This window comes from Parabacteroides sp. AF27-14, from assembly GCF_003635425.1.
Taxonomy (GTDB): domain Bacteria; phylum Bacteroidota; class Bacteroidia; order Bacteroidales; family Tannerellaceae; genus Parabacteroides; species Parabacteroides distasonis.
This window is the reverse complement of the sequence record NZ_QTLZ01000004.1, coordinates 282,350-303,210: the sequence shown is the minus strand read 5'-3', so window position 1 is coordinate 303,210 and position 20,861 is coordinate 282,350. Positions and strand designations below refer to the sequence as shown.

22 protein-coding genes and 2 tRNA genes are annotated in these 20,861 nt (G+C 46.9%); 12 read left to right on the top strand and 12 right to left on the bottom strand.

Features of this window, described 5'->3' with window-relative positions:
- The first annotated feature begins 33 nt into the window (after positions 1-33).
- The 4 genes from DWY79_RS06750 (at position 34) to DWY79_RS22550 (ending at position 1,796) form a co-directional block, all read left to right on the top strand.
- Positions 34-228, top strand: a complete 195-nt coding sequence (locus DWY79_RS06750) for a DUF4248 domain-containing protein (RefSeq protein WP_005868558.1) — start codon at positions 34-36, stop codon at positions 226-228.
- A 101-nt stretch (positions 229-329) separates the two neighbouring features.
- Positions 330-755, top strand: a complete 426-nt coding sequence (locus tag DWY79_RS06745; RefSeq protein ID WP_122114813.1) for a D-Ala-D-Ala carboxypeptidase family metallohydrolase — start codon at positions 330-332, stop codon at positions 753-755.
- Between the two features lie 120 nt (positions 756-875).
- The gene (locus DWY79_RS06740; protein WP_005868556.1) at positions 876-1,367 is read left to right on the top strand and encodes a DsbA family protein; all 492 of its coding nucleotides are present in this window, start codon (positions 876-878) and stop codon (positions 1,365-1,367) included.
- A 297-nt stretch (positions 1,368-1,664) separates the two neighbouring features.
- A complete protein-coding gene (locus DWY79_RS22550) occupies positions 1,665-1,796 on the top strand; it encodes a smalltalk protein (RefSeq protein WP_005868555.1) in 132 nt (43 codons plus the stop codon).
- Positions 1,797-2,097: 301 nt separating this feature from the next.
- On the opposite strand, the gene DWY79_RS06725 is transcribed toward DWY79_RS22550, so the two are convergent.
- From DWY79_RS06725 to DWY79_RS06705, 4 genes are all read right to left on the bottom strand, one after another.
- Positions 2,098-4,011, bottom strand: a complete 1,914-nt coding sequence (locus tag DWY79_RS06725; RefSeq protein ID WP_008777944.1) for a nucleoside-diphosphate sugar epimerase/dehydratase — start codon at positions 4,009-4,011, stop codon at positions 2,098-2,100.
- A gap of 16 nt (positions 4,012-4,027) precedes the next feature.
- Positions 4,028-4,408: a hypothetical protein gene (locus tag DWY79_RS06720; RefSeq protein ID WP_008772577.1), complete on the bottom strand. Its 381-nt coding sequence runs from the start codon at positions 4,406-4,408 to the stop codon at positions 4,028-4,030.
- An 11-nt stretch (positions 4,409-4,419) separates the two neighbouring features.
- A complete protein-coding gene (locus tag DWY79_RS06715; RefSeq protein WP_005858746.1) occupies positions 4,420-5,484 on the bottom strand; it encodes a transcription termination/antitermination protein NusG in 1,065 nt (354 codons plus the stop codon).
- Positions 5,485-5,991: 507 nt separating this feature from the next.
- Positions 5,992-6,924 (bottom strand): site-specific integrase, encoded by a 933-nt coding sequence (locus tag DWY79_RS06705; protein WP_005858747.1) that lies wholly within the window; start codon positions 6,922-6,924, stop codon positions 5,992-5,994.
- An 86-nt stretch (positions 6,925-7,010) separates the two neighbouring features.
- Between DWY79_RS06705 and DWY79_RS06700 the strand changes: the two genes are divergently transcribed.
- The 6 genes from DWY79_RS06700 to DWY79_RS06675 all read left to right on the top strand — a co-directional run bounded on the left by DWY79_RS06700 (position 7,011) and on the right by DWY79_RS06675 (position 12,489).
- Positions 7,011-7,400, top strand: coding sequence for a DUF2007 domain-containing protein (locus DWY79_RS06700; protein ID WP_005858748.1), 390 nt, complete (start codon positions 7,011-7,013; stop codon positions 7,398-7,400).
- 13 nt (positions 7,401-7,413) lie between these two features.
- A complete protein-coding gene (locus DWY79_RS06695) occupies positions 7,414-7,596 on the top strand; it encodes a hypothetical protein (protein ID WP_005858749.1) in 183 nt (60 codons plus the stop codon).
- A gap of 165 nt (positions 7,597-7,761) precedes the next feature.
- Positions 7,762-9,096: an NADP-specific glutamate dehydrogenase gene (locus DWY79_RS06690; protein ID WP_009017039.1), complete on the top strand. Its 1,335-nt coding sequence runs from the start codon at positions 7,762-7,764 to the stop codon at positions 9,094-9,096.
- Positions 9,097-9,277: 181 nt separating this feature from the next.
- Complete coding sequence (locus DWY79_RS06685; protein WP_005858754.1) at positions 9,278-10,708, top strand: RNase adapter RapZ; 1,431 nt, start codon at positions 9,278-9,280, stop codon at positions 10,706-10,708.
- Positions 10,705-11,442 carry a nucleotidyltransferase family protein gene (locus DWY79_RS06680; protein ID WP_005858756.1) on the top strand — a complete coding sequence of 246 codons (738 nt, stop codon included), beginning with the start codon at positions 10,705-10,707 and terminating at the stop codon, positions 11,440-11,442. Before DWY79_RS06685 ends, DWY79_RS06680 begins: the two co-directional genes overlap by 4 nt.
- Before the next feature lie 15 nt (positions 11,443-11,457).
- Positions 11,458-12,489, top strand: a complete 1,032-nt coding sequence (locus DWY79_RS06675; RefSeq protein ID WP_008779375.1) for an endonuclease/exonuclease/phosphatase family protein — start codon at positions 11,458-11,460, stop codon at positions 12,487-12,489.
- A gap of 80 nt (positions 12,490-12,569) precedes the next feature.
- Here DWY79_RS06675 and DWY79_RS06670 read toward each other — a convergent pair whose 3' ends face one another.
- Positions 12,570-15,524, bottom strand: a complete 2,955-nt coding sequence (locus tag DWY79_RS06670; protein ID WP_022193195.1) for a PEP/pyruvate-binding domain-containing protein — start codon at positions 15,522-15,524, stop codon at positions 12,570-12,572.
- Positions 15,525-15,719: 195 nt separating this feature from the next.
- Between DWY79_RS06670 and gdhA the strand changes: the two genes are divergently transcribed.
- Entirely contained in the window at positions 15,720-17,054 is a 1,335-nt protein-coding gene (gdhA, locus tag DWY79_RS06665) for an NADP-specific glutamate dehydrogenase (RefSeq protein WP_005868539.1), read from the top strand.
- Positions 17,055-17,152: 98 nt separating this feature from the next.
- On the opposite strand, the gene ruvC is transcribed toward gdhA, so the two are convergent.
- Together ruvC and DWY79_RS06655 are read right to left on the bottom strand one after the other, a co-directional pair.
- Complete coding sequence (gene ruvC, locus DWY79_RS06660) at positions 17,153-17,710, bottom strand: crossover junction endodeoxyribonuclease RuvC (RefSeq protein WP_005858764.1); 558 nt, start codon at positions 17,708-17,710, stop codon at positions 17,153-17,155.
- Positions 17,707-18,021 (bottom strand): DUF4286 family protein, encoded by a 315-nt coding sequence (locus DWY79_RS06655; protein ID WP_005868538.1) that lies wholly within the window; start codon positions 18,019-18,021, stop codon positions 17,707-17,709. Before DWY79_RS06655 ends, ruvC begins: the two co-directional genes overlap by 4 nt.
- Positions 18,022-18,107: 86 nt before the next feature.
- Between DWY79_RS06655 and DWY79_RS06650 the strand changes: the two genes are divergently transcribed.
- Positions 18,108-18,181: transfer RNA gene (locus DWY79_RS06650), tRNA-Ala, on the top strand.
- Between the two features lie 449 nt (positions 18,182-18,630).
- Here DWY79_RS06650 and DWY79_RS06645 read toward each other — a convergent pair.
- From DWY79_RS06645 to DWY79_RS06630, 5 genes are all read right to left on the bottom strand, one after another.
- Positions 18,631-19,056: a DUF5053 domain-containing protein gene (locus tag DWY79_RS06645; protein ID WP_008772583.1), complete on the bottom strand. Its 426-nt coding sequence runs from the start codon at positions 19,054-19,056 to the stop codon at positions 18,631-18,633.
- A 46-nt stretch (positions 19,057-19,102) separates the two neighbouring features.
- Positions 19,103-19,270, bottom strand: coding sequence for a hypothetical protein (locus DWY79_RS22705; RefSeq protein ID WP_008772584.1), 168 nt, complete (start codon positions 19,268-19,270; stop codon positions 19,103-19,105).
- 108 nt (positions 19,271-19,378) lie between these two features.
- The gene (locus DWY79_RS06640) at positions 19,379-19,672 is read right to left on the bottom strand and encodes a hypothetical protein (protein WP_122377459.1); all 294 of its coding nucleotides are present in this window, start codon (positions 19,670-19,672) and stop codon (positions 19,379-19,381) included.
- Positions 19,673-20,232: 560 nt separating this feature from the next.
- A tRNA-Thr gene (locus tag DWY79_RS06635) sits at positions 20,233-20,305 on the bottom strand.
- Positions 20,306-20,344: 39 nt separating this feature from the next.
- On the bottom strand, positions 20,345-20,806 hold the full coding sequence (locus DWY79_RS06630; RefSeq protein ID WP_122143979.1) for a hypothetical protein: 462 nt from the start codon (positions 20,804-20,806) through the stop codon (positions 20,345-20,347).
- Positions 20,807-20,861 lie beyond the last annotated feature (55 nt).

Below are 20,861 nucleotides of genomic sequence, written 5' to 3'. Positions count from 1 at the left end.
ACCCTCCTATAGTCATTTTAAAATTCAATACAGATGAAAAAAATAGATCTCGCCCGTCAATATTGCCTGACAGGCACCCCTTCGAACGCTTTGCATAAGTTGAACCGATATATCCGTGACGTGAAAGGACTGAAAGAGGCCCTTATCCGTCATGGTTATCATTCGAAAGACCGCTCCATCACGCCGAAGCAAGTACAGATATTCTATGATTTTTTAGGGGAACCCTAAAATTCTTCTCCTAGAGCGAATAGGTGGAAACAAATGGTATATCCGGGCTTTCCGCCTATCGTATCTTTGCTACAGAAACAAAAACATCAACCTTGTCTCCTATGCGCTACTTTAATTATCAAGAGTTTGAAGACTCCGCCACGGCCCGGCGAGACGGGATCGACAACAGCCTCACCCCAGTGGCCCGGAGGATGGTCACGATCCTTGTGGAAATGCTACTAGACCCGCTACGGCGGGTCTGGGGCAGACCCATCGTCATCAGTAGCGGCTATCGCTGCCCCGAATTGAACATCCTTATAGGGGGAGCCAAGCACAGTCACCATCTCCTCGGTTGCGCCGCCGACCTGATAGCCGGCTCTCCAGATGATCATCGCCTCTTGTTCCGACTGATACAAGAGACGCACGAGCTGTGCGGACTCGAGTTCACTCAGCTCATTCTAGAGCCCGGCGCCCGATGGATCCATATCTCTTACGTACCCGGCAACCTTCGCTGTCAGGTTATCGATAAAGAAAAGTCACCTAATTGACTTAAGTCTTTCAAACCGAAGACTTAAATCAAGGAGCACGAAAAGCCAAGTCATCAAGCGTGAGGACTCAACTCATCATCCCCCAAGTTCTTTATGTATCACTTAAAATATCTTACGATTATGTCATTAAACTATTCCATTGCCATGATGGGCAACCCGTTGAAAAAAGAGGAACCCAAGAAAGCCTACGCCAAGGCGCAAACCAACGGCGAGCTCAGTCTAAAAGAGCTATCTACCCTGATAGCGAGTAAATGCACGGTGCACCAAGCCGACGTTTCGGCCGTGCTCATCGCCACCACCGAGTGCATGCTGGAAGGTCTGAAAGCCGGTAAGCAGGTGAATTTCGGCGATCTGGGTGCCTTCCGCCTCCAGATCAATTCCGGGGGAGCGCCAAGTGCCGACCTGTTCACCTCCGACTATATCAAGGGGGTGAACATCCAGTTCGTCCCCGGCGAGGAACTTCAAGTCATCTTCCAAGGCCTCAAGTTCAACCTCGTCCCCACCCGGGCCGCCCAAGCCGCCGTCATCAAGGCCCAGAAGGCCGGTAAGACAACAGTGGATATCTCCGGTAAGAACGGCTCCTCGGACTCCGAGTCGCCTGACGAGATTTAGTGTTACTTTTGGCTTGGCAGCCAATTGGCGTGTTACTTTTGGCTTGACCCAAAAGTAACCAAAAGGTCAAGGCTGACGCTGACGGGCTACTACGAGACCTGCGCTCGCTGTCGCATCCCAACTCGCTTCGCTCAGACAGGGATGCTCCGGACGCTCGCTACGGTCTCTTCGCTTCACGCCCGCCAGCTAAGGCCGTGCGAAAGGAAAGCGTCGCTTTCCTCTTATATCCTCCGTGGTATTTTAATTCTCAATTCTCAATTCTCAATTCATAAATTATAAATCAAAAATTCAACCATCATGATCACACAAACCTATCCTGCTCCGGAAACCTCTAAGAAGAGCGTTTGGAGCATTATCTTAAAAGTCATCATTGCCGTGGCCACCACAATCGCCGGAGCATTCGGACTACAAGCCTGCCAGATGCTCTAGTTTAAAGTTGGCTCTCACTCTTCACATCCCTCTTTACATTTAAGTACATGTGCGCATATCATATACATAATATAATACTTACAAAAGAGGGGGATGTGAGACCTCCTCACAGAGCCGGAAGGCTCTACATCCGGCCTAAGCGGACGGGCGTAAAGCGGAGAGACCGAAGCTAGCGGCAGGAGCGTCCCTGTCTGAGCGAAGCGAGTTGGGATGCGACAGCGAGCGTAGGTCTCGGAGTAGCCCGTCCGGTTAAGCCTTGAACTTTTGGTTACTTTTCTTTCAAGAGAAAAGTAACGACAAGCTATCCATCCAAGACCTCGTACTTAGAGTGCCGGCTTTTGAACTCGGGGACGATCGCCTTCATCTTGCCCACGATGGCCATATCGTCCCTCGAGCGGCCTAGGCCGACGAGTTCATCTATATCTTGGCAAACCGTATCATAATCGTACTCCCGTACCTTGGCGATCTTGATCTTCGGATGGAAGGTAGGCAACGTGATCTCCTCGTCGTTCAGTACCTCCTCGTACAGCTTCTCGCCGGCACGAAGACCCGTAAACCGGACCTCTACGTTCTTGGCGCCCGAAAGCTGAATCATACGTTTCGCCAAGTCGATGATACGCACGGGCTTGCCCATGTCGAAGACGAAGATCTCCCCACCGTTACCCATCGTACCCGCCTCCAATACCAACCGGCAGGCCTCCGGGATCAGCATGAAGAAACGGATGATATCCGGATGCGTCACTGTCACGGGACCGCCCTTGGCAATCTGTTCACGGAACAATGGGATCACGGAGCCGTTAGAACCCAGCACGTTGCCGAAGCGGGTCGTAACGAACTGCGTCACGCCTTCCACATGGCCCTCCTTGATCGCCTTGTCGAGGCTCTGCACGTAAATCTCGCAGATGCGCTTCGAGCAACCCATCACATTCGTAGGATTCACCGCCTTGTCCGTGGAGATCATCACGAACTTCCTCGTGCCATACTTCACGGCCAAGTCGGCGATCACACGGGTACCGTCCACGTTGTTACCCACACTCTCGCAAGGATTATCCTCCATCATCGGAACGTGCTTATAGGCCGCCGCATGGAATACATAGGCGGGGCGATGCTCCGAGAAGATCTCCTCCATGCGAGACTTGTTAGCGATGTCCGCCACCAAGGTATAGGCGTTGATATCCCGCCAATCCCTCGCCATCATCAAGCGGATGTCGTGCAAGGGGGTCTCCGCCTGATCTACCAAGATCAAGCGATCCGGAGTGAACGAGGCGATCTGGCGCACCATCTCGCCACCGATGCTGCCGGCGGCTCCCGTTATCAGGATGCGTTGACCACGAAGCAAGCGGCCCACCGCCTCCATGTCTATCTCTATCTTTTCCCGGGGAAGCAGATCCTCGATCTCAACCTTCCGGAGTTGTGTATGCGTCAAATCGCTCCTGCCATCCCATTCTTGCGCCGCCGGGGTCACGTAGATCTTGATCCCCGCCTCCGCCAAACGGGCCACCATATCCGGCTGTTCCCGGATGGAGTCGCTCTTCAAGGGGGAGACGAAAAGGATCGTCGCCCGCTCCCGGCGCATCGCATCGATCAGCTCCTCATCGAAAGGGTACACACGCACTCCCATCAATATACGATTCTGCATGTTCCCGGCCTCCGAGACGAAGCCTGCCAGCACGTACTGTGCGGGATCTTGGTTCTGGATGCTCTTCGCCAAACTGATACCGCCCTGCTTCACGCCGAAGATAAAGGCACGCTCAGCCTTCGACTGACGGAAGGTTGTCACGTAGAAATACTTCACGAACACACGCATCGCCCACATCAAGCTCATCGCCAGCAGGGAGGATAGCACAAGGTCTCGTTTACGGATATACACCAAGTAAGGCGAAAAATCCGTAAACTCTTGGAAGGTCACCACGCAAACCACACCGAACAGCACGGCGAAGCCCACCCGTTGCAAATCCACGAAGGAAGAGTAACGAATGATGCCCGAATACGTACGGAACAGCCTAAAGCCCACCAGATAAGGCACTAGGCAAACACCCCACGTGAGCGACAGGTGCCAAAAGATGCCCATCGTGGCGAAGATCCCGTTATTCAAGGCATATACCAGCAAGCCTGAAAACAGGATCACCAAGCAATCCAGCAGGATAATACTCCAATACGGCAACGCTTTCCTTGAGAAATACCACGTTGAGAGTTTAGAAAAAAGGTTCATCATGAATAAAATTTGGGGTTCATGTAAGCTGGGGCAAGCCCTCCACCTCACCGGCATGCCATCTTCGGTAGTCAGTCAAGGAGGATTCGGGGACGGTCAGCACCACGTAATCCGTCTCGTCCCGCCTCAAAATATGTTTACGGGCGTACGAACGCAACGAGCGATCCGTCACGGACACCATCACGATCGGGAACGGGTAGGCGAACAGGCGCAGCGGCGTGATCTCGCTATCCGGGAAGGTGAGACACAACTGATAGGCAGAACGCTCGAAAGCCACCCAATAAGGACCCGTACAATATAAATGGATCGAGGTACGGTTCATGCGCTCACGATCCATGATCTCGTTCAGATGCTCGTTTAGTAACGTAACCAAGCGTATGCCAGAAGGAAGAGAAGGCATGTTTTGAATTTTTAATTTTCAATACCCACGTGTTTTAGCCAGCGGTCGTAGTCGGCTAACCGACGGATCAAGGATAATTTACTCTTCTTCGGGGAGGATTCCCGACTCCACGGATCAATCAACTCGTGCGCACGATAATAATAGATACTGCTATCCGTACAACCATAAAGCGTAAGTAGTAATAATGCCAACGACTGCTCCGCACGGATCAAGGGTAAGAACGAGACGATCGTTCCGATCAACGACTTTTGCCGCTCCTCGTCCCCTAGTATCGTATAGGCGGGCAACAAGAGGGAATAGAGCTTGCACCGCATCACGGCAGAATCCAGCTGCAACTCCCCATAGGCACGCAAGGTCTCGGTCGCCAGCTCACGGTCTATAGCCGTAACGCCACCATCCCCCCAATGACGGCCCAACGCCTCATGAAGACCATTTTGTATCCGGGAATTGTCCAAACGGGTATATACATGCTTGCCTTCCTCGGCCAAGCTGATCACCTCATACTCGCCCGGCTGAACACGCAATAAAGGAACCCACATCCAGTTGTCCACGCATACCATTACCTCCCGCTCGCCAACACCGGGCTGTATTACTACACTTGCCTCAACACCTTTGAAACGACCATCCGTAATGCGTATCCGGTCACCTTTACGCAAATAACCCGCTTCCGGCACATACACCGGAAGCTCATCCGAGTAAGAACGAGCCACCCAACGCAAGTTTTCCATCTCACGATCGGAGACAAAAGGATATGAGCCACGGCCATCCACGCTAGGCAGGAAATTATACAAGGGAAAATCTCGTTTCAAACGGAAGATCTCATACACAGAAGAGCGGATAAACACATAATTGTAGAGCAACGGACGGTGAGTCTCCACCAAACGCCCCTCACGGCGATGCATCTCCACGAAAGAGGGGGCGAAAAAATCGAACGTAGGCTCGCCCAAACGCACCCTGCGATCTAACTCCTTCCGCAAACCCTTGGCTGGACCTTTGTGACAAGCGGGAAGAGATAACACATACCATCTTACGGTGTGGACATCACGCAATGGTAAAGGGGGAAGATCATGACCCATAGATACTTCAATGCCATATCAGCACATTCTATTAATACGCTGATAATCTAATACTTAAATCAAACATTCTTTTCTATTCCCGAAAATTTTAAAGCAATAGAAACCATGTCAATATCTCTTCTATCGGGACGTGGAAGATCGGCTACTTGGGAAGTAGCGTAAAAGATAGGAAATGATTATTACCCAGTTGTAGAGACGGAGCGTGCTCCGTCTCCCACCGTCTGGCAGTAATTTAAAATACCCATTTGAGGGGATGAGACGGGGCACGCCCCGTCTCTACACGATGTTCGTACGATTTTTTTGGGAGACGTGATGATGCAGGAAATATGAGGTCGTTTCGTCTCCATTGTCGTGCCCATACACCACGAATAGAAACGAAAAATTGAGGAAAGATAAATTCAGAAAACAAACAAAGCCTACACAAAGCCTAAAAATTGTTTGTTATTCGGTGTTTTTTACTAAATTTGCGGCGTGGAAGATTACGCTACTTCCCAAGTAGCCGATCGCCTACCCCACCTTTGATACATTATTATATATGCTCTCGAAGCAAGCCTTGTTCACCGCAGACATCTTATCCAAAGAGAAGCTCTTCAAATAGATTTGCGTCGTCTTGATCGATTGGTGTCCCAGCAATTCGCTGATCATCTCGATCGGTACACCCTGTTCCTTCAAGGTCGTGGCGAAAGAGTGACGGATTGAGTACGAGGTAACCATTTCCGTCACACCACAGGCATTTGCCAGTTCCTTCAAGGAACTGTTGAAATCAGCCAAGGCAGAGGTATATTCCCGGAAGGCCTCTTCACCCGTTTTCGTCCCACTCAAGAAAGTGAATAGATAAGGAGAATCCCTAAGCGTGTCGGTCATTAACGCAGCCAACAACTCCTTGGCCACAGGCTGTATCTCGACCAACATCGGCGTACCCGTCTTCTGGCGGTTATACCTCAAGACACCACTCCGGATATCACTCTTTTTCAAATGAGCGAAATCGACAAACGCCATACCGCAAAACAAGAACATCAAACACAATGCCCGCTGTGTTTTCCGCAGCCCCGAATCATCCAACGGAGCGGTCATCAACAAACGCAAGGATTCCGTAGGCAACGCCTTCTTCTGTTTGCTTTTCACTCCCATGAAAATCCCCTTGAACAAATAACGGGAAAAAGGAGCCTCCCCATTCTCCATCGCCAACCCATACACACGGCGAATCCTACGCATATAGGTAGACACCGTATTCCACGAGCATTCCCGGTCCCGCAAATAGTCTTGATACCTCAAAAGCATTTCCCGGTCGATACGGGTATAAGGAATCACCTCCTGCCCACAAAAACGCAGGAATGAATTCAAGGCATCTTGATAACTCTTGGCGGACGAATAACGTCCTTGCTCTCTCAATCGGGCTATATACATCCGCATACCCTCCGCTAAATCATACTGTTTCATATTTTCACGTATAAAAAAAGTAAATTACAATAAAAAACACGGTTAATTCGTGATTGTCTACTTACATTTGCAGAAAAACAAATACCATGGACAAGATCGTAGAAATAGCCCGGTTCACCTATCCGGCGGATGCCCAACCGCTGATGGCCCTGTTGAGGTCGGAAGGGATAGAATGTTATCTCCGCAATGAGTTAAGCAGCCAGATCATGGCCGGTTACGTAGACGTAGGCGGCGCACGGGTGGAGATTCTGGAAAGCGACGTTCCCCGAGCCATGAAGATCATGGAGGAAGGCGGTTACGACCTACCCCGGGAAGACGAGCAAGCGGAACCGGTAGAACAAGTCGCCGGATTCGCACGTCATATCCCTTTTCTACGAAAATATCCCTTAGAGAAACAAATCATGATCCTATTCGTCATCATAGCTGTCTTTTTGGCTTTGGTGATTTACTTCGGATCGCTTATTTCATCAAACTAAACAAATGTAATCAATGGCACGCAGAAAGATAACAAATAGTCAAGCCGTATGTATCACCTTACTATGGGGTGTCTTATGCTACATGCTGCTTGTATACAGCGAAACGATCAATTTCGACGTCATATTTGCCCTTGTAGCCTCCGCTATCATTGTGTTCGTTCCGATCTATAAGAATTTCAAGCATAGAGACGAATAACATTTCGTCGTTTTTTTAAACTTAATATATCTAAATGATATTTTTTATGCATTTTCTCTTTCAATTATTTGCTAGTGTCAAAAATTAGCTTACCTTTGCCACGTCGTTAAACAAACGGCGTACGGATAACAAAATGGTATAACATTCTAAATATAAAATTCAGTCATGAAGGCAAGTGAAGTTTTAGACAACTTGAAAAGAAGATTTCCGAACGAACCGGAATATCATCAAGCAGTATCAGAGGTTTTAGGGACTATCGAGGAAGCTTACAACGAGCATCCGGAATTTGAGAAAAGCAACTTGATCGAGCGCCTTTGTATCCCCGATCGCATTTTCTCTTTCCGTGTAACTTGGATGGACGATAAAGGACAAATCCAGACGAACATGGGTTACCGTATCCAGCACAACAACGCTATCGGCCCGTACAAAGGCGGTATCCGTTTCCACGCTTCCGTAAACCAATCGATCCTTAAGTTCTTGGCTTTTGAGCAAACGTTTAAAAATTCACTGACTACATTGCCGATGGGTGGTGGTAAAGGAGGTTCCGACTTTAGCCCGAGAGGAAAGTCAAACGCTGAGATCATGCGTTTCTGCCAAGCCTTCATCCTTGAGTTATGGCGCCATATCGGTCCGGACACGGATGTTCCCGCCGGCGATATCGGTGTAGGCGGACGTGAGGTCGCTTATATGTATGGAATGTACAAGAAATTGGCTCGTGAGAATACGGGTACATTCACGGGTAAGGGTATCGAGTTCGGAGGTTCCTTGATCCGTCCGGAAGCTACAGGTTACGGAAACGTATATTTCTTGTTGCAGATGCTGAAAACCCGCAACATTGATATCAAGGACAAGGTAGTTTGTGTATCAGGTTCCGGAAACGTGGCTCAATATACGGTAGAGAAATTAATCAGTCTTGGAGCGAAAGTTGTCACGATGTCTGATTCCGACGGTTATATCTATGATCCGGATGGTATCGACCGTGAGAAACTGGATTATATCATGGAGTTGAAGAACTTGTATCGTGGCCGTATCCGTGAATACGCGGAGCAATACGGATGCAAATATGTACAAGGCGCTCGTCCTTGGGGAGAGAAATGCGACATCGCTATGCCGAGCGCAACCCAGAATGAGTTGAACGGCGACGATGCCAAGACTTTATTGGCCAACGGTTGCTTCGCCGTATCCGAAGGCGCTAACATGCCTTCTACGCCAGAAGCTATCGACGCATTCCTTGAGGCCAAGATCCTTTACGCTCCGGGTAAGGCCGCTAACGCAGGTGGTGTATCCGTTTCCGGTCTTGAGATGACTCAGAACGCACAGAAGTTAAGCTGGAGCAGCGAGGAAGTAGACCAGAAACTTCAGAGCATCATGGAAAACATCCACGAGCAATGCGTAAAATACGGAAAGCAAGAGGATGGTTACGTAAACTACGTGAAAGGCGCCAACGTAGCCGGCTTCATGAAGGTAGCTAAGGCTATGATGGCACAAGGAATACTCTAGGTAATTGAAAATTGAGAATTGAAAATTAGTTAGAGAGGAGAGATTGATGATCATATAAGCGAGGGGGATAGGCTTTGAGAGGCTATTCCCCTTTCTTATTTCCGACGAAGTCCCAATTTTCAATTTTCAATTCTTAATTTTCAATTAAAAAGCGGTATCTTAGTGCCGTAAATCGATAAGTATGATAACAGAAGAACTTAGGAAGCTATACCAATCATATACCGGATCACCGGCAGAGGAAATAACAGAGTTACCGTCATCCGGCTCTAACCGCCGGTATTTCAGGATAAAAGGTCCTGAGACGTTGATTGGAGTTAGTGGCACTTCTACTGAGGAGAACGAGGCTTTTATCTATATGGCAAAACATTTCCGGGAGAAGGGCTTACCCGTACCGCAAGTATATGCCAGCTCGGACGACCATTCATTTTATATCCAAGAAGATTTAGGAGATACGCTTCTTTTCAACGCCATCGAGAAAGGCCGTAAAAGCAGTGTATTCGACGAGGAGGAACGCCGTTTATTACACAAGACGATCACCAAACTCCCCGACATCCAGTTCTTGGGGTCCGACGGTTTCGATTTCTCGTATTGCCATCCGCAAGCCGAGTTCAACCAACGGTCTATCCTTTGGGACTTGAATTATTTCAAGTACTGTTTCTTAAAGGCTACCGGGATGGAGTTTCAGGAAAATCGTCTGGAAGATGATTTCTTGAAGATGAGCGACGTATTGTTACGCAGTTCCTCCGCCACGTTCCTGTACCGTGATTTCCAGTCACGCAATGTTATGGTAAAGGATGGAGAGCCTTGGTTTATTGATTTTCAAGGTGGACGAAAAGGCCCGGTTTATTACGACGTGGCTTCCTTCCTTTGGCAGGCGAAAGCGAAATATCCGGAGGATCTGAGGAATGAATTACTATCGGATTATATCACGGCCCTACGTAAATATATCCCGGTAGACGAAGCTTACTTCCATAGCCAGCTGCGCCATTTCGTCCTGTTTAGGACCTTGCAGGTATTGGGGGCTTATGGTTTCCGGGGATATTTCGAGAAAAAACCCCATTTCATCCAAAGCGTCCCGTTCGCAATCGAGAACCTGCGGCAGTTATTGAAGAATGACTATCCGGAATATCCCTATTTATGCTCCGTCCTTCGTGAGCTTACCGGGTTGAAACAATTCACGGACGATATCCAGAAACATATGCTGGAAGTAAAGGTCATGAGCTTCGCCTATAAAAAAGGAATCCCGAACGACCCTAGCGGGAACGGAGGTGGATTCGTATTCGATTGCCGTGCGATAAATAACCCCGGTAAATACGAGCGTTACAACCATTTCACCGGTTTGGATGAGCCAGTGATCCAGTTCTTGGAGGATGACGGGGAGATCACGAACTTCCTCGAGCATGTCTACCATATCGTAGACGCCTCGGTAAAACGATATATGGATCGTGGATTCACCAATTTGATGATTTGTTTCGGATGTACGGGAGGACAGCACCGTTCGGTCTATTCCGCACAGCATCTGGCGGAACATCTTAACACCAAGTTCGGAGTAAAAGTACATTTAGTACATAGAGAACAAAATATAGAACAACTCTTTAACCCTACATTATGAAAGCTATGATTTTCGCGGCCGGTACTGGTTCCAGACTGAAGCCGTTAACCGATCACACGCCAAAAGCGCTTATACCTATCGGGGGCAAACCGATGCTAGAACACGTCATACTGAAACTGAAATCCTCCGGTTTCGACCAGATCGTGATCAATATCCACCATTTAGGCAACCAGATCGTGGATTTTCTGGAGGCGAACAACAACTTCGGTGTCCGGATCGAAATCTCGGACGAGAGCGATTATCTGCTGGATACGGGAGGAGGAATCAAGAAGGCCACTTCTCTTTTATGCGGGAACGAGCCTTTCTTGATACATAATGTCGATATCTTATCGAACGTGGATCTCAAGAAACTATACGATACCCATGTACAAACGAACCCGTTGGCTACCTTACTCGTCAGCCAGCGCAATACCTCACGTTATCTATTATTTAATAAGGAGAATAGACTGTGTGGTTGGCGTAATCATGAGACCGGCGAGGTAAAATCTTACTATCCCTATTTTGACCCGGATCAACACAACGAGTACGCCTTTAGCGGAATCCACGTACTCTCGCCCAAGATATTGGAGCTGATGGAAGAATGGACCGGAAAGTTCTCTATCATTAACTTCTATCTGGCTATTTGCGCCAAAACCGATATCAGGGCTTATATGGCGGATAACCTAAAACTATTGGATATCGGCAAGCCGGAAACCTTGGCCGCCGCCGAGGAATGGCTACGACAAAACATCTAACAAAATATTTCACACATGAAAAAAACTAGTTTTATCTACTTACTCTTGTTGATCGCGCTGGGCCTCAGCTCTTGCCAGCAAGAGAAGACTTTCAAGGTTCTTCAATTCAACATCTGGCAGGAAGGCGCTGTCGTAAAAGGAGGCTTTGACGCTATCGCTGACGAGATCGTAAGAAGTAACGCCGATTTCGTTACGTTAAGCGAGGTACGTAATTATCATCAGACCCGTTTTTGCGACCGGATCGTGGAAGCGTTGCAGCAAAGAGGACAAACGTACTATTCTTTCTACACCGAGGATTCCGGTCTGTTAAGCCGCTACCCGATCACGGATAGCACGACCGTCTATCCCTTGAACGATGACAGGGGTAGTATGTACAAGGCCATTACCCACATCGGCGATACCGAGGTAGCTCTTTACACCGCCCATCTGGATTATCGCAATTGCGCTTATTACGATGCCCGTGGATACGACGGAAATACATGGGACGAGGAACCTCCTGTCACCAATCTGGACACACTCCTATGGTTGAACGAGCAATCTGTCCGTGACGACGCTATCGCTTGCTTCCTGAAAGAGGCGAAAAAGGATCGGGAAGCCGGACGGATCGTTATCCTCGGAGGAGACTTTAACGAGCCTTCCCATCTGGACTGGACCGAGGCGACCAAAGACATGAGAGACCACCAAGGATTGGTTGTTCCTTGGCACGTATCCGTCATGCTGGAGAAAGACGGCTTCAAAGATACGTACCGTGAGATCTTCCCGAACCCTGTAACTCATCCGGGACTTACCTGCCCGGCAGACTGTAAGGATATCGCTTTAGAGAAATTGGTTTGGTCGCCGAAAGCGGACGATAGAGATCGCATCGATTTCATCCATTACGCTCCATTCGAGGGATTAACGCTTACAGATGTATGTATCATCGGTCCGAAAGGTGACATCCTCCGTGGGCAAAGAGAGACGGAAGAGACCTCCGACCCGATCATGACTCCCCTTGAAATCTGGCCTACCGACCACAAAGCAGTTCTTGCCACTTTCCACTTGAAATAAAAAATGGATTCGCGAGACCCGTCTTACCGGCTCGTCTCGCAAATCCACAAACAACTATCTTCTCTTGAAACGCTATCTTTTTATGGTTTCAATACCACGCCAAGACTTTTCTTCCCATCCATCTTAATCGTAATCGGAGCATCAAAACGTACATGACGAAGATATTCCGTCTCCTCTACGGCAGGTTGCGCATTCAAGAACGCCTCATCGAACCAACCATCTCCCTTAAATGGATTAACCGTAAAATAGCCCACTCCGAACGAAGTCAGGTTCTGGAAGAAATGGGTACCTTGACTCGGGTCTACCCGATAATTCTCCAATCCGCATTCCACGATCACCCGTGCGTTACTGATATGCGGCCATTTCACCGGGATACCCAACCAAGAGTCGCTGCTCCCCCATCGACCGGGGCCGACTAATACGTATCCTTTCTCCTGATCGGTAAACGAACGGTTCATCTTCTCGATCTCATAAGCGATCAACTGATTATTGGATGAATTAAAAGCGCCCGTCTTCACATAGATAATATCCTGTACGTCGCCAACGATACCATGCCCCAAAACACTGGTAGAAGAAAGGATGGTTTCCTCGTTCTTCACCAAGCTCAGATCCTCGTCCATAATCTCTTTATTATCTACGATCGGACGGATTTGCAACAGATAGAAAGTCGCCCTTGTATGATCCGACGGGTCCATGTTGACAGCGAACTCAATCTCTACCGGACGGCCCATTTCCTGCTGCCCGATCCGTAAGATCTGATCCAACGTATCCGCCAGCGGGAACACATCATGCTGTAGGATATTCACGAAAGAAAGGATCTTACGACCGCCCGGATAATAACCGTCACGGATAATCTGATCGTACGGATCGTATGTAGAGACAATATATTTCAAGGAACCCTCAGCGTCCGCCTCCTTCAAGCCCAGCTTCACCAAGTTAAAGGCATCATCCACCGAGAAGGCTTCCGCCATATTCTTCAAATCCAAGGCATAGAAACGAGTCTGCGTTTCCCTAAGAGCGAAATCCATCGTACTCATCTGCAAGATGCTATGGGGATGTCGGGGAGAGAAACGCAAGGTTTGCCCGCCATCGACGATATACTTACCCAATCCCAAGGCGATATTCGCGATCCCATCTTCCGCCTTCTCGTTACCGATCGGATAGAAATTCAAGGAACGGGCCACGCCCGACATCGTCGGATAGAAATGATCATTATAACGGGAGCCCACCACTTCTTGCAAGACGATAGCCATCTTCTCCTGATCGATCAAGTTCGAGGTAGCCGTCATATACGCCTTACTATCCTTATAAAAGACAGAAGCATACACCGCCTTGATAGCGTCGCTCACCGTACGGAGCATATCGTATTTCTCCTCGATCTTAGGTACCATATACGTAGAATAGATCCCGGCGAAAGGTTGATAATGCGAATCTTCCAGCAGGCTGGAGGAACGCACGGCGATCGGGCTTTTCACCACATCGAAGAAAGCCATCAAGTCCTCGATTAAACGGGAGGGCAAGCTGGCCCGCAAGAAATACCGGAGGATCGTCTCGTCGTCCGCATCGCCCAGCGCTACCGGATACAACTCGTTCGTCTCCATGAACTCGTCGAAGATATCGGTACAGATCACGACCGTCTTCGGGATATTCACGGCAAAATTATCACTCTCCAGCTTAGGGTATCGCTTCACCATCGCACCGATAAAGGCAAGACCTCTACCCTTACCTCCCAGCGAACCGTCGCCGATACGGGCAAAATTACTATACTCATCAAAACGATCCTTCTGATAAACCGCCACGACACCCGTGTTCTTCATCCGGCGATATTGCACGATCAAGTCGAAAATCAATTTCCGGGCCTCATCCATATCCTTATAGTCACTCACGTCCACATGCTTCAAAACCTCGGCGGGCGGAAACATGGCACGGGAATAAAAGAAACGGGAGAAATGATTCCGGGAGAGATGGTAAACCAGCGAGTCGTCGGGAATCTGAAAGACTTTCTTTTGAAGGTCTTTCAAATCCTTGATGCGCATGATCTCCTCTTTCGTATGCGGATTCAAGATCACGAAATCGCCGAAACCGAAACGCTGCATGATCTTCTTTTTCAAATCCTGCGGATAACTCTTGGAATTCTTATCGATAAACGAGGCGTTCAGTTCCTTCGCGTACACATGGTTGCTGGCCTCCGAAGATTCCAGCACGAAAGGAATGATCAAACCCGTTTTCCGTACATACTGTCCGAACTTATAACCGGCATACGGATCTTTCACGCCATTGTGCATAAAACTCATATCCGAGATAATACCCAACATATTATCCCGATACTGATCAAAAATACGTACCGCCTCCTCGTAATTCCGGGCCAATTTGATCTTCGGACGACCCCGCATACGCAACGTACGCTGGTGATCGTTCAACGCCTCCTTCGCGAACATTTGGCTCTGCTCCAGCACGAACTTATATAAATGAGGCAAAGCGGACGAATAGAAACGAATGGAATCCTCCACCAACAAGATGATCTGTACGCCCACGCTGGCCGTATCGTCCGGAGCGTTCATCTTATCCTCGATCAACTTGATAATCGCCAGTAACAACTCCGAGTTACCCAACCAGCTGAACACATAATCGATAGCGCTCAGATCCTCGTTGGCGATCCGCTTAGACACCTCTTTCGAGAAAGGAGTCAATACAACGATCGGGATATTCGGATAATGCACCTTTATCTCGCTCGCCGCAGCGAATATATCCCGGTTATCCATATTCGGCATGCAAATGATCAATTCGAAGTTCCGGTTCTTCAACTCATTCAAAGCCTCCTCCTCGGTAGTCACCTGCGTAAACCGGGGTGGGTAACGGAGGCTTAAGGAAGTATATTCGTTAAATATCTGCTCATCTACACGCCCGTCATCTTCCAGCATGAAGGAATCATATTTCGTAGCGATAAGCAATACATTATATATACGCTTATTCATTAGATTGGCAAACGGGGTGTCTCTGAACACCAAGTCTTTTAAGTTCGGTATACCGCTCATAATAGATTCTGATAGAATTATTCGAGTCAAATGTAAGGAAAAATAATAACTATTGAAACATGAAAGTACGCATTCTGACTCTAACTGAAGATTTTTAGGTTTTCACTGATAAAAAGTAAGCGAAACTCTTGGCCATTCCAAAGAATTACCTACATTTGCCAACAGAATGTTATCCTTTTAAAGAATATAAATGCTATGAAGACTGAAGTTATTTTATCAGCGCTAGAGGCAAAACATCCGGGAGAAAAGGAGTATTTGCAAGCAGTAAAAGAAGTGCTTTTATCAATTGAGGAAGTGTACAACCAACATCCGGAATTTGAGAAAGCGAAAATCATTGAACGCCTAGTTGAGCCGGAACGTATTTTCACTTTCCGTGTGCCTTGGGTAGATGATAAAGGTGAGATACAAGTTAACTTGGGATACCGTGTTCAGTTCAACAACGCGATCGGCCCGTACAAGGGAGGTATCCGTTTCCACCCGTCCGTTAACTTGTCTATCTTGAAATTCTTAGGATTCGAGCAAACATTTAAAAACGCTTTGACAACCCTTCCGATGGGTGGTGGCAAAGGTGGTTCCGATTTCGCTCCGAGAGGAAAGAGCGACGCCGAGATCATGCGTTTCTGCCAAGCGTTTATTCTTGAATTATGGCGTAATCTTGGTCCGGACAGGGATGTTCCGGCTGGCGATATAGGCGTAGGTGGCCGTGAGGTTGGTTATATGTACGGTATGTACAAGAAATTGGCTCGCGAGAACACAGGTACGTTCACGGGTAAGGGCATGGAGTTCGGAGGTTCTATCCTTCGTCCGGAAGCTACCGGCTTCGGCGCTCTTTATTTCGTACATCAAATGCTGGAGACTCACGGAATCGATATCAAGGACAAGACGGTCGCCATCTCCGGTTTCGGCAACGTGGCTTGGGGTGCCGCAACAAAGGCAACCGAGTTGGGCGCTAAAGTGGTTACTATCTCCGGTCCTGACGGATATATCTATGATCCGGCGGGTATCTCCGGCGAGAAGATCGACTATATGTTGGAATTGCGTAATTCCGGAAATGATATCGTAGCTCCTTACGCAGACGAATTCCCGGGCTCTACCTTCTATCCCGGCAAGAAACCTTGGGAACAAAAAGTAGATATAGCCTTGCCATGCGCTACCCAGAATGAGTTGAACGAGGCTGACGCTCGTAAGTTGATCGAGAACAAGACTTTGTGCGTAGCTGAGGTTTCTAACATGGGTTGTACGGCTGAGGCTGTAGACTTGTTCATCGAGCATAAGCAATTATTCGCTCCGGGTAAGGCTGTCAACGCCGGTGGTGTGGCTACTTCCGGATTGGAGATGACCCAGAACGCTATGCATATCTCATGGACTGCCGCCGAGGTAGACGCTAAATTACATCAGATCATGAGCGCAATCCACGAACAATGCGTAGCTCACGGTAAAGATGGCGAATATATCAATTATGTAAAAGGCGCAAATATCGCAGGCTTCATGAAAGTAGCGAAAGCTATGATGGCTCAAGGTATCGTATAAGAATAAGGTCAGTTTAGGCTAAATAAAAACATAGTTATGAATTCTTTGAACCTTAGTTATGGTTTGAGAATTTCATAACTATGTTTTTTAAGCTCATATCAGCGGACTTTCCCGGGGTTCTTAGCGATAAAATCCTTCCATCCCGTATACTTCTTTTCCGAGATCGGATTATTGGTTTGGAAATAATGACAAACAGCCGCCGCCAACCCATCCGTAGCGTCCAATTGCGGAAGCATAGACTCATCCGGTATCTTCAGATAGCGTTGTAGCATGCCGGCCACTTGTTCTTTCGCCGCATTTCCATTCCCCGTGATCGAGAGCTTGATTTTTAGAGGGGCGTACTCGAAGATCGGGATATCCCGCTCCAAGGCCGCCGCCATCGCTACTCCTTGTGCCCTTCCGAGTTTCAACATACTCTGTACGTTCTTCCCGAAGAAAGGCGCCTCGATAGCCAACTCATCCGGATGGTATTGATCGATCAAGGCCAAGACCCGTTCGAATATCTTACGCAGACGGAGATAATGATCCTCATATTTATTCAATTGCAGGATTCCCATAGCTTCCAGCTTCGGTTTATTCCCCTCGATCTTCAAGATTCCGTATCCCATCACGATCGTACCGGGGTCTATGCCTAATATAATACGGTCCTTGATCATTTAGGTAGCTCTATATCTTCCAACAGGGTAGAGAATCCTGCGATTTTCTCTTTATAACGTCCTATCAAATCTTGCTGCAAGGCTCCGCCTTCCTTACGCACCCACTCATTCAACGAATCGATATCCCTCGTATGAAACTGTACGGAAAAACTTTCACCTTCCTCATTCCGCGAATCCAAGATCCGTCTCAAATAAGGACTATAAAGGATACCGCTCTCGGAGGCTTTCGGTATATAACTATTCTTCAAATATTCCAGACACTCATCCACGATATCCTTATGGATATGAAAAGTCGTATTATAAACTATCATCTTCTTTCCTTTCTCTTGAAATTTCTTATACAAAGATAGCGCATATATCAAGAAAAGCCTTATATTTGCACATGAATTAACAAGACGGGGCATTAGCTCATCTGGCTAGAGCGACAGACTGGCAGTCTGTAGGTGATCGGTTCGAGTCCGATATGCTCCACAATTTAGCATATATCAAACATTTAGGGAATATCCAGCAACGGGTATTCCCTTTTGTCATTGATACTCTCTATGAGGCTTAGCAGGTATTGGTGTATTAGGTATCAGCCAACCTCTTGTCATAGTCACATATTCTGGGTAATCAGTTAAGACATGCGGCATTTAGTTTAAAACTCTTCTATACCCACACATTTATTTATTTTTTGTGAAGGAGGAATAACTCTTGAAACAGAAGGCTGTTGTGTATAGTTTTGCATAAAGGTTATTTTTAAGGGAAACTACAATATATTATTAATCCTAGCCCAATAAAATCAAGGCCAATTGTAATTGGTTTACAACACCTAGAAAATAATATTATGCAATGTAAAAATGAGGAAACCTTACGAGAAAAACAAGAAAGCCCCACTTTAAAATAAAGCAGGGCCAAAATTATTGTCAAACACTTCGAGCTTAAGCAAACTTAAGCGCAGTTTCATTTATCCTCTTACTCAAATCTAGCAGAGCTTCCGCAAAACGTTTACGTTCCTCTTCCGTAAATTGAGCGGGTTTACCATTAACCTTATTTCCATTTAAACGCTGGTAAAGCCAGTTCTTACTTTTTCCAAAATAAGCCTTCGCTATATAACTCAAAGAGATTGCATTCGCGACATCTCCTAATTCCAAAGCAAGTTTAACATCCTGCAATTCATTCTTAATCGCACGTAATCCTTCACGAGTAGAATCGACAAAAGCCTCACGTTCTTCCCCGGGCATTGATTCCATCTTACGGGCACGCTCTTCTTGAAACATCGCACGCTCCTCGGGAGACAGACTTTGGAACTTTTCAAAATCAGCCTGCATGTCCGCAGTTGGTAAAAATTTTGATAAGTCTCTCATAAATATATTATTTTTATCCCCCCAAAAGAGGGGTCTTGTTTATTACTCAGTTTTTTAGTTTTTCTTCGATCTCCGCAATCATATCCAAAATATCATTGATATATTGCTCGAACTCTGGATCTCCTTTTATTACTCGATTCCCTGTATGGAATTCAAAAAGCAACTTTAGGTTTTCCATTTGTTGAACGAGCTTCTCTCGCTCTTCTTTTGTCATCGACTTAAAATTTATCGTTAATACTCGTTTGGGTTGACAGCACAAATCTAATAATCCAAAGATTATTATACAAATAATCTTCGGATTATTTTCTGCAGTTTTATAGTACTAACAGATCATACCTGCACACCAACATTTGCTGAATGAATCCAGCTCTTCCCTCACTATTAGCAAGAAGGAATATAGGTCGTTATCCCTGCCTTGAATTGGTATGATAACGCTCAGAGCCGCATCTAGCATCTTATCGCCTTTACAGGATAAGGCTTGTACCCTTTTCTCCACCTCAAGGCATAATTCCACCTTGTCTGGCTCAGAACACCTTTGAAGTTTCACCATCAATTTCATAATGGCTCTACAATCGTACAATAAGGAAATTCGTTCTACAAAAGTGAATAATCCCATAAGACAAAATTTAAAGTTGCTTACCAGTTCCCTCTGGTAAGCTATTAAACACAAAAAAGGCGCAGGAACTACTGAATACTACCATCGTGAGGCTCTCGACTGCCCATCTCTAAGTAATAAACAATAGCCCTACGCCCCTATGGAGTATATTGTCCTTTCACAATGTGGAAAGGTATATAACAACATAGCGAGCGAGGACGTTCTTGCCTATTATCCTTAGAGATTGAAATTGTCGAGATTTCACGATAGGATAATATGTCAAACGCACTTCGTTAACTAAATATGTCTTCCATCAGTGACCTAACGCCTTAGGTGTGACGGACTATAATGAAAAGTTACTAAATCGTTTGAATTGGAAAGAACTTATGGCTTATTAAATGCAAGGTAAACTTAATGAATATATCTAGGGGGGGGTAGACATGAGGTCGTTCTTCTGTCCGGAATTAAAGGTAGGACATCTAAACTTGGAGCCCTATCGAGGAGTTAATTGTATGTAAATGGTATGTATTATCAACACAAAAAAAGGCAGCTACCATTACGATAGCTACCTTATCATGAAGAGCCGAAAGCCGGACTTGAACCGGCGACCTACGCATTACGAATGCGTTGCTCTACCAGCTGAGCTATTTCGGCAACATTTGTTTCTTTATTTCGGGCGCAAAGATACAGGGTTTATTTGACATCTGCAAGAAGATTCGCTAAAAAATCATCTAAATCCGCATCTAAATCTTTTAATAGAGGATCGTCCAGACGAAGCATATCATCGTCTATGAAGAGAAGTTCCTCTATCACAACAAAATCTTCATCAGTCAAGCTAACAGAAAGAGGTTTCATGAACCGGGGAGCGTCAAAAATATTCTTGGTGGATAAGATCGTAAGGACCGCCTTCACCGAAGCGGCAACTCGCTTATTGAATGCGTTCTCCTCCTCGTTCGAGTTCACCCAATCGAAGATAACGATCTTTTCGATCAAATGCTCCTCATCATCATAAATTTGCAGTTCCCCGCTTTCCGCATCGGCCTGCACATATAAGTCGCTTATAAAATTACCGGACTCATCCTTGGCCAGCTTTTCAATAGCCGACGTAAAAGCATTCTCGATGAGGGATTGAACCTTTGCTATATTTGCGTTCATATATTAATTCTCCTTTATTCGAATATGCGTCAAAAGTAATAATAATTCACCGAAT

Excerpts from the sequence above, each read along its gene's own strand:
- DWY79_RS06670 (WP_022193195.1), bottom strand. The coding sequence starts at position 15,524 with ATGAGCGGTATACCGAACTTAAAAGACTTGGTGTTCAGAGACACCCCG.
- DWY79_RS06715 (WP_005858746.1), bottom strand. The coding sequence starts at position 5,484 with ATGGGTCATGATCTTCCCCCTTTACCATTGCGTGATGTCCACACCGTA.
- DWY79_RS06640 (WP_122377459.1), bottom strand. The coding sequence starts at position 19,672 with ATGGGATTATTCACTTTTGTAGAACGAATTTCCTTATTGTACGATTGT.
- DWY79_RS06725 (WP_008777944.1), bottom strand. The coding sequence starts at position 4,011 with ATGATGAACCTTTTTTCTAAACTCTCAACGTGGTATTTCTCAAGGAAA.
- DWY79_RS06645 (WP_008772583.1), bottom strand. The coding sequence starts at position 19,056 with ATGAGAGACTTATCAAAATTTTTACCAACTGCGGACATGCAGGCTGAT.
- DWY79_RS06690 (WP_009017039.1), top strand. The coding sequence starts at position 7,762 with ATGAAGGCAAGTGAAGTTTTAGACAACTTGAAAAGAAGATTTCCGAAC.
- DWY79_RS06720 (WP_008772577.1), bottom strand. The coding sequence starts at position 4,408 with ATGCCTTCTCTTCCTTCTGGCATACGCTTGGTTACGTTACTAAACGAG.
- DWY79_RS22705 (WP_008772584.1), bottom strand. The coding sequence starts at position 19,270 with ATGACAAAAGAAGAGCGAGAGAAGCTCGTTCAACAAATGGAAAACCTA.
- DWY79_RS06700 (WP_005858748.1), top strand. The coding sequence starts at position 7,011 with ATGGACAAGATCGTAGAAATAGCCCGGTTCACCTATCCGGCGGATGCC.
- DWY79_RS06680 (WP_005858756.1), top strand. The coding sequence starts at position 10,705 with ATGAAAGCTATGATTTTCGCGGCCGGTACTGGTTCCAGACTGAAGCCG.
- DWY79_RS06695 (WP_005858749.1), top strand. The coding sequence starts at position 7,414 with ATGGCACGCAGAAAGATAACAAATAGTCAAGCCGTATGTATCACCTTA.
- DWY79_RS06675 (WP_008779375.1), top strand. The coding sequence starts at position 11,458 with ATGAAAAAAACTAGTTTTATCTACTTACTCTTGTTGATCGCGCTGGGC.
- DWY79_RS06630 (WP_122143979.1), bottom strand. The coding sequence starts at position 20,806 with ATGAACGCAAATATAGCAAAGGTTCAATCCCTCATCGAGAATGCTTTT.
- DWY79_RS06750 (WP_005868558.1), top strand. The coding sequence starts at position 34 with ATGAAAAAAATAGATCTCGCCCGTCAATATTGCCTGACAGGCACCCCT.
- ruvC (WP_005858764.1), bottom strand. The coding sequence starts at position 17,710 with ATGATCAAGGACCGTATTATATTAGGCATAGACCCCGGTACGATCGTG.
- DWY79_RS06705 (WP_005858747.1), bottom strand. The coding sequence starts at position 6,924 with ATGAAACAGTATGATTTAGCGGAGGGTATGCGGATGTATATAGCCCGA.
- DWY79_RS06740 (WP_005868556.1), top strand. The coding sequence starts at position 876 with ATGTCATTAAACTATTCCATTGCCATGATGGGCAACCCGTTGAAAAAA.
- DWY79_RS22550 (WP_005868555.1), top strand. The coding sequence starts at position 1,665 with ATGATCACACAAACCTATCCTGCTCCGGAAACCTCTAAGAAGAGCGTT.
- DWY79_RS06685 (WP_005858754.1), top strand. The coding sequence starts at position 9,278 with ATGATAACAGAAGAACTTAGGAAGCTATACCAATCATATACCGGATCA.
- DWY79_RS06655 (WP_005868538.1), bottom strand. The coding sequence starts at position 18,021 with ATGATAGTTTATAATACGACTTTTCATATCCATAAGGATATCGTGGAT.
- gdhA (WP_005868539.1), top strand. The coding sequence starts at position 15,720 with ATGAAGACTGAAGTTATTTTATCAGCGCTAGAGGCAAAACATCCGGGA.
- DWY79_RS06745 (WP_122114813.1), top strand. The coding sequence starts at position 330 with ATGCGCTACTTTAATTATCAAGAGTTTGAAGACTCCGCCACGGCCCGG.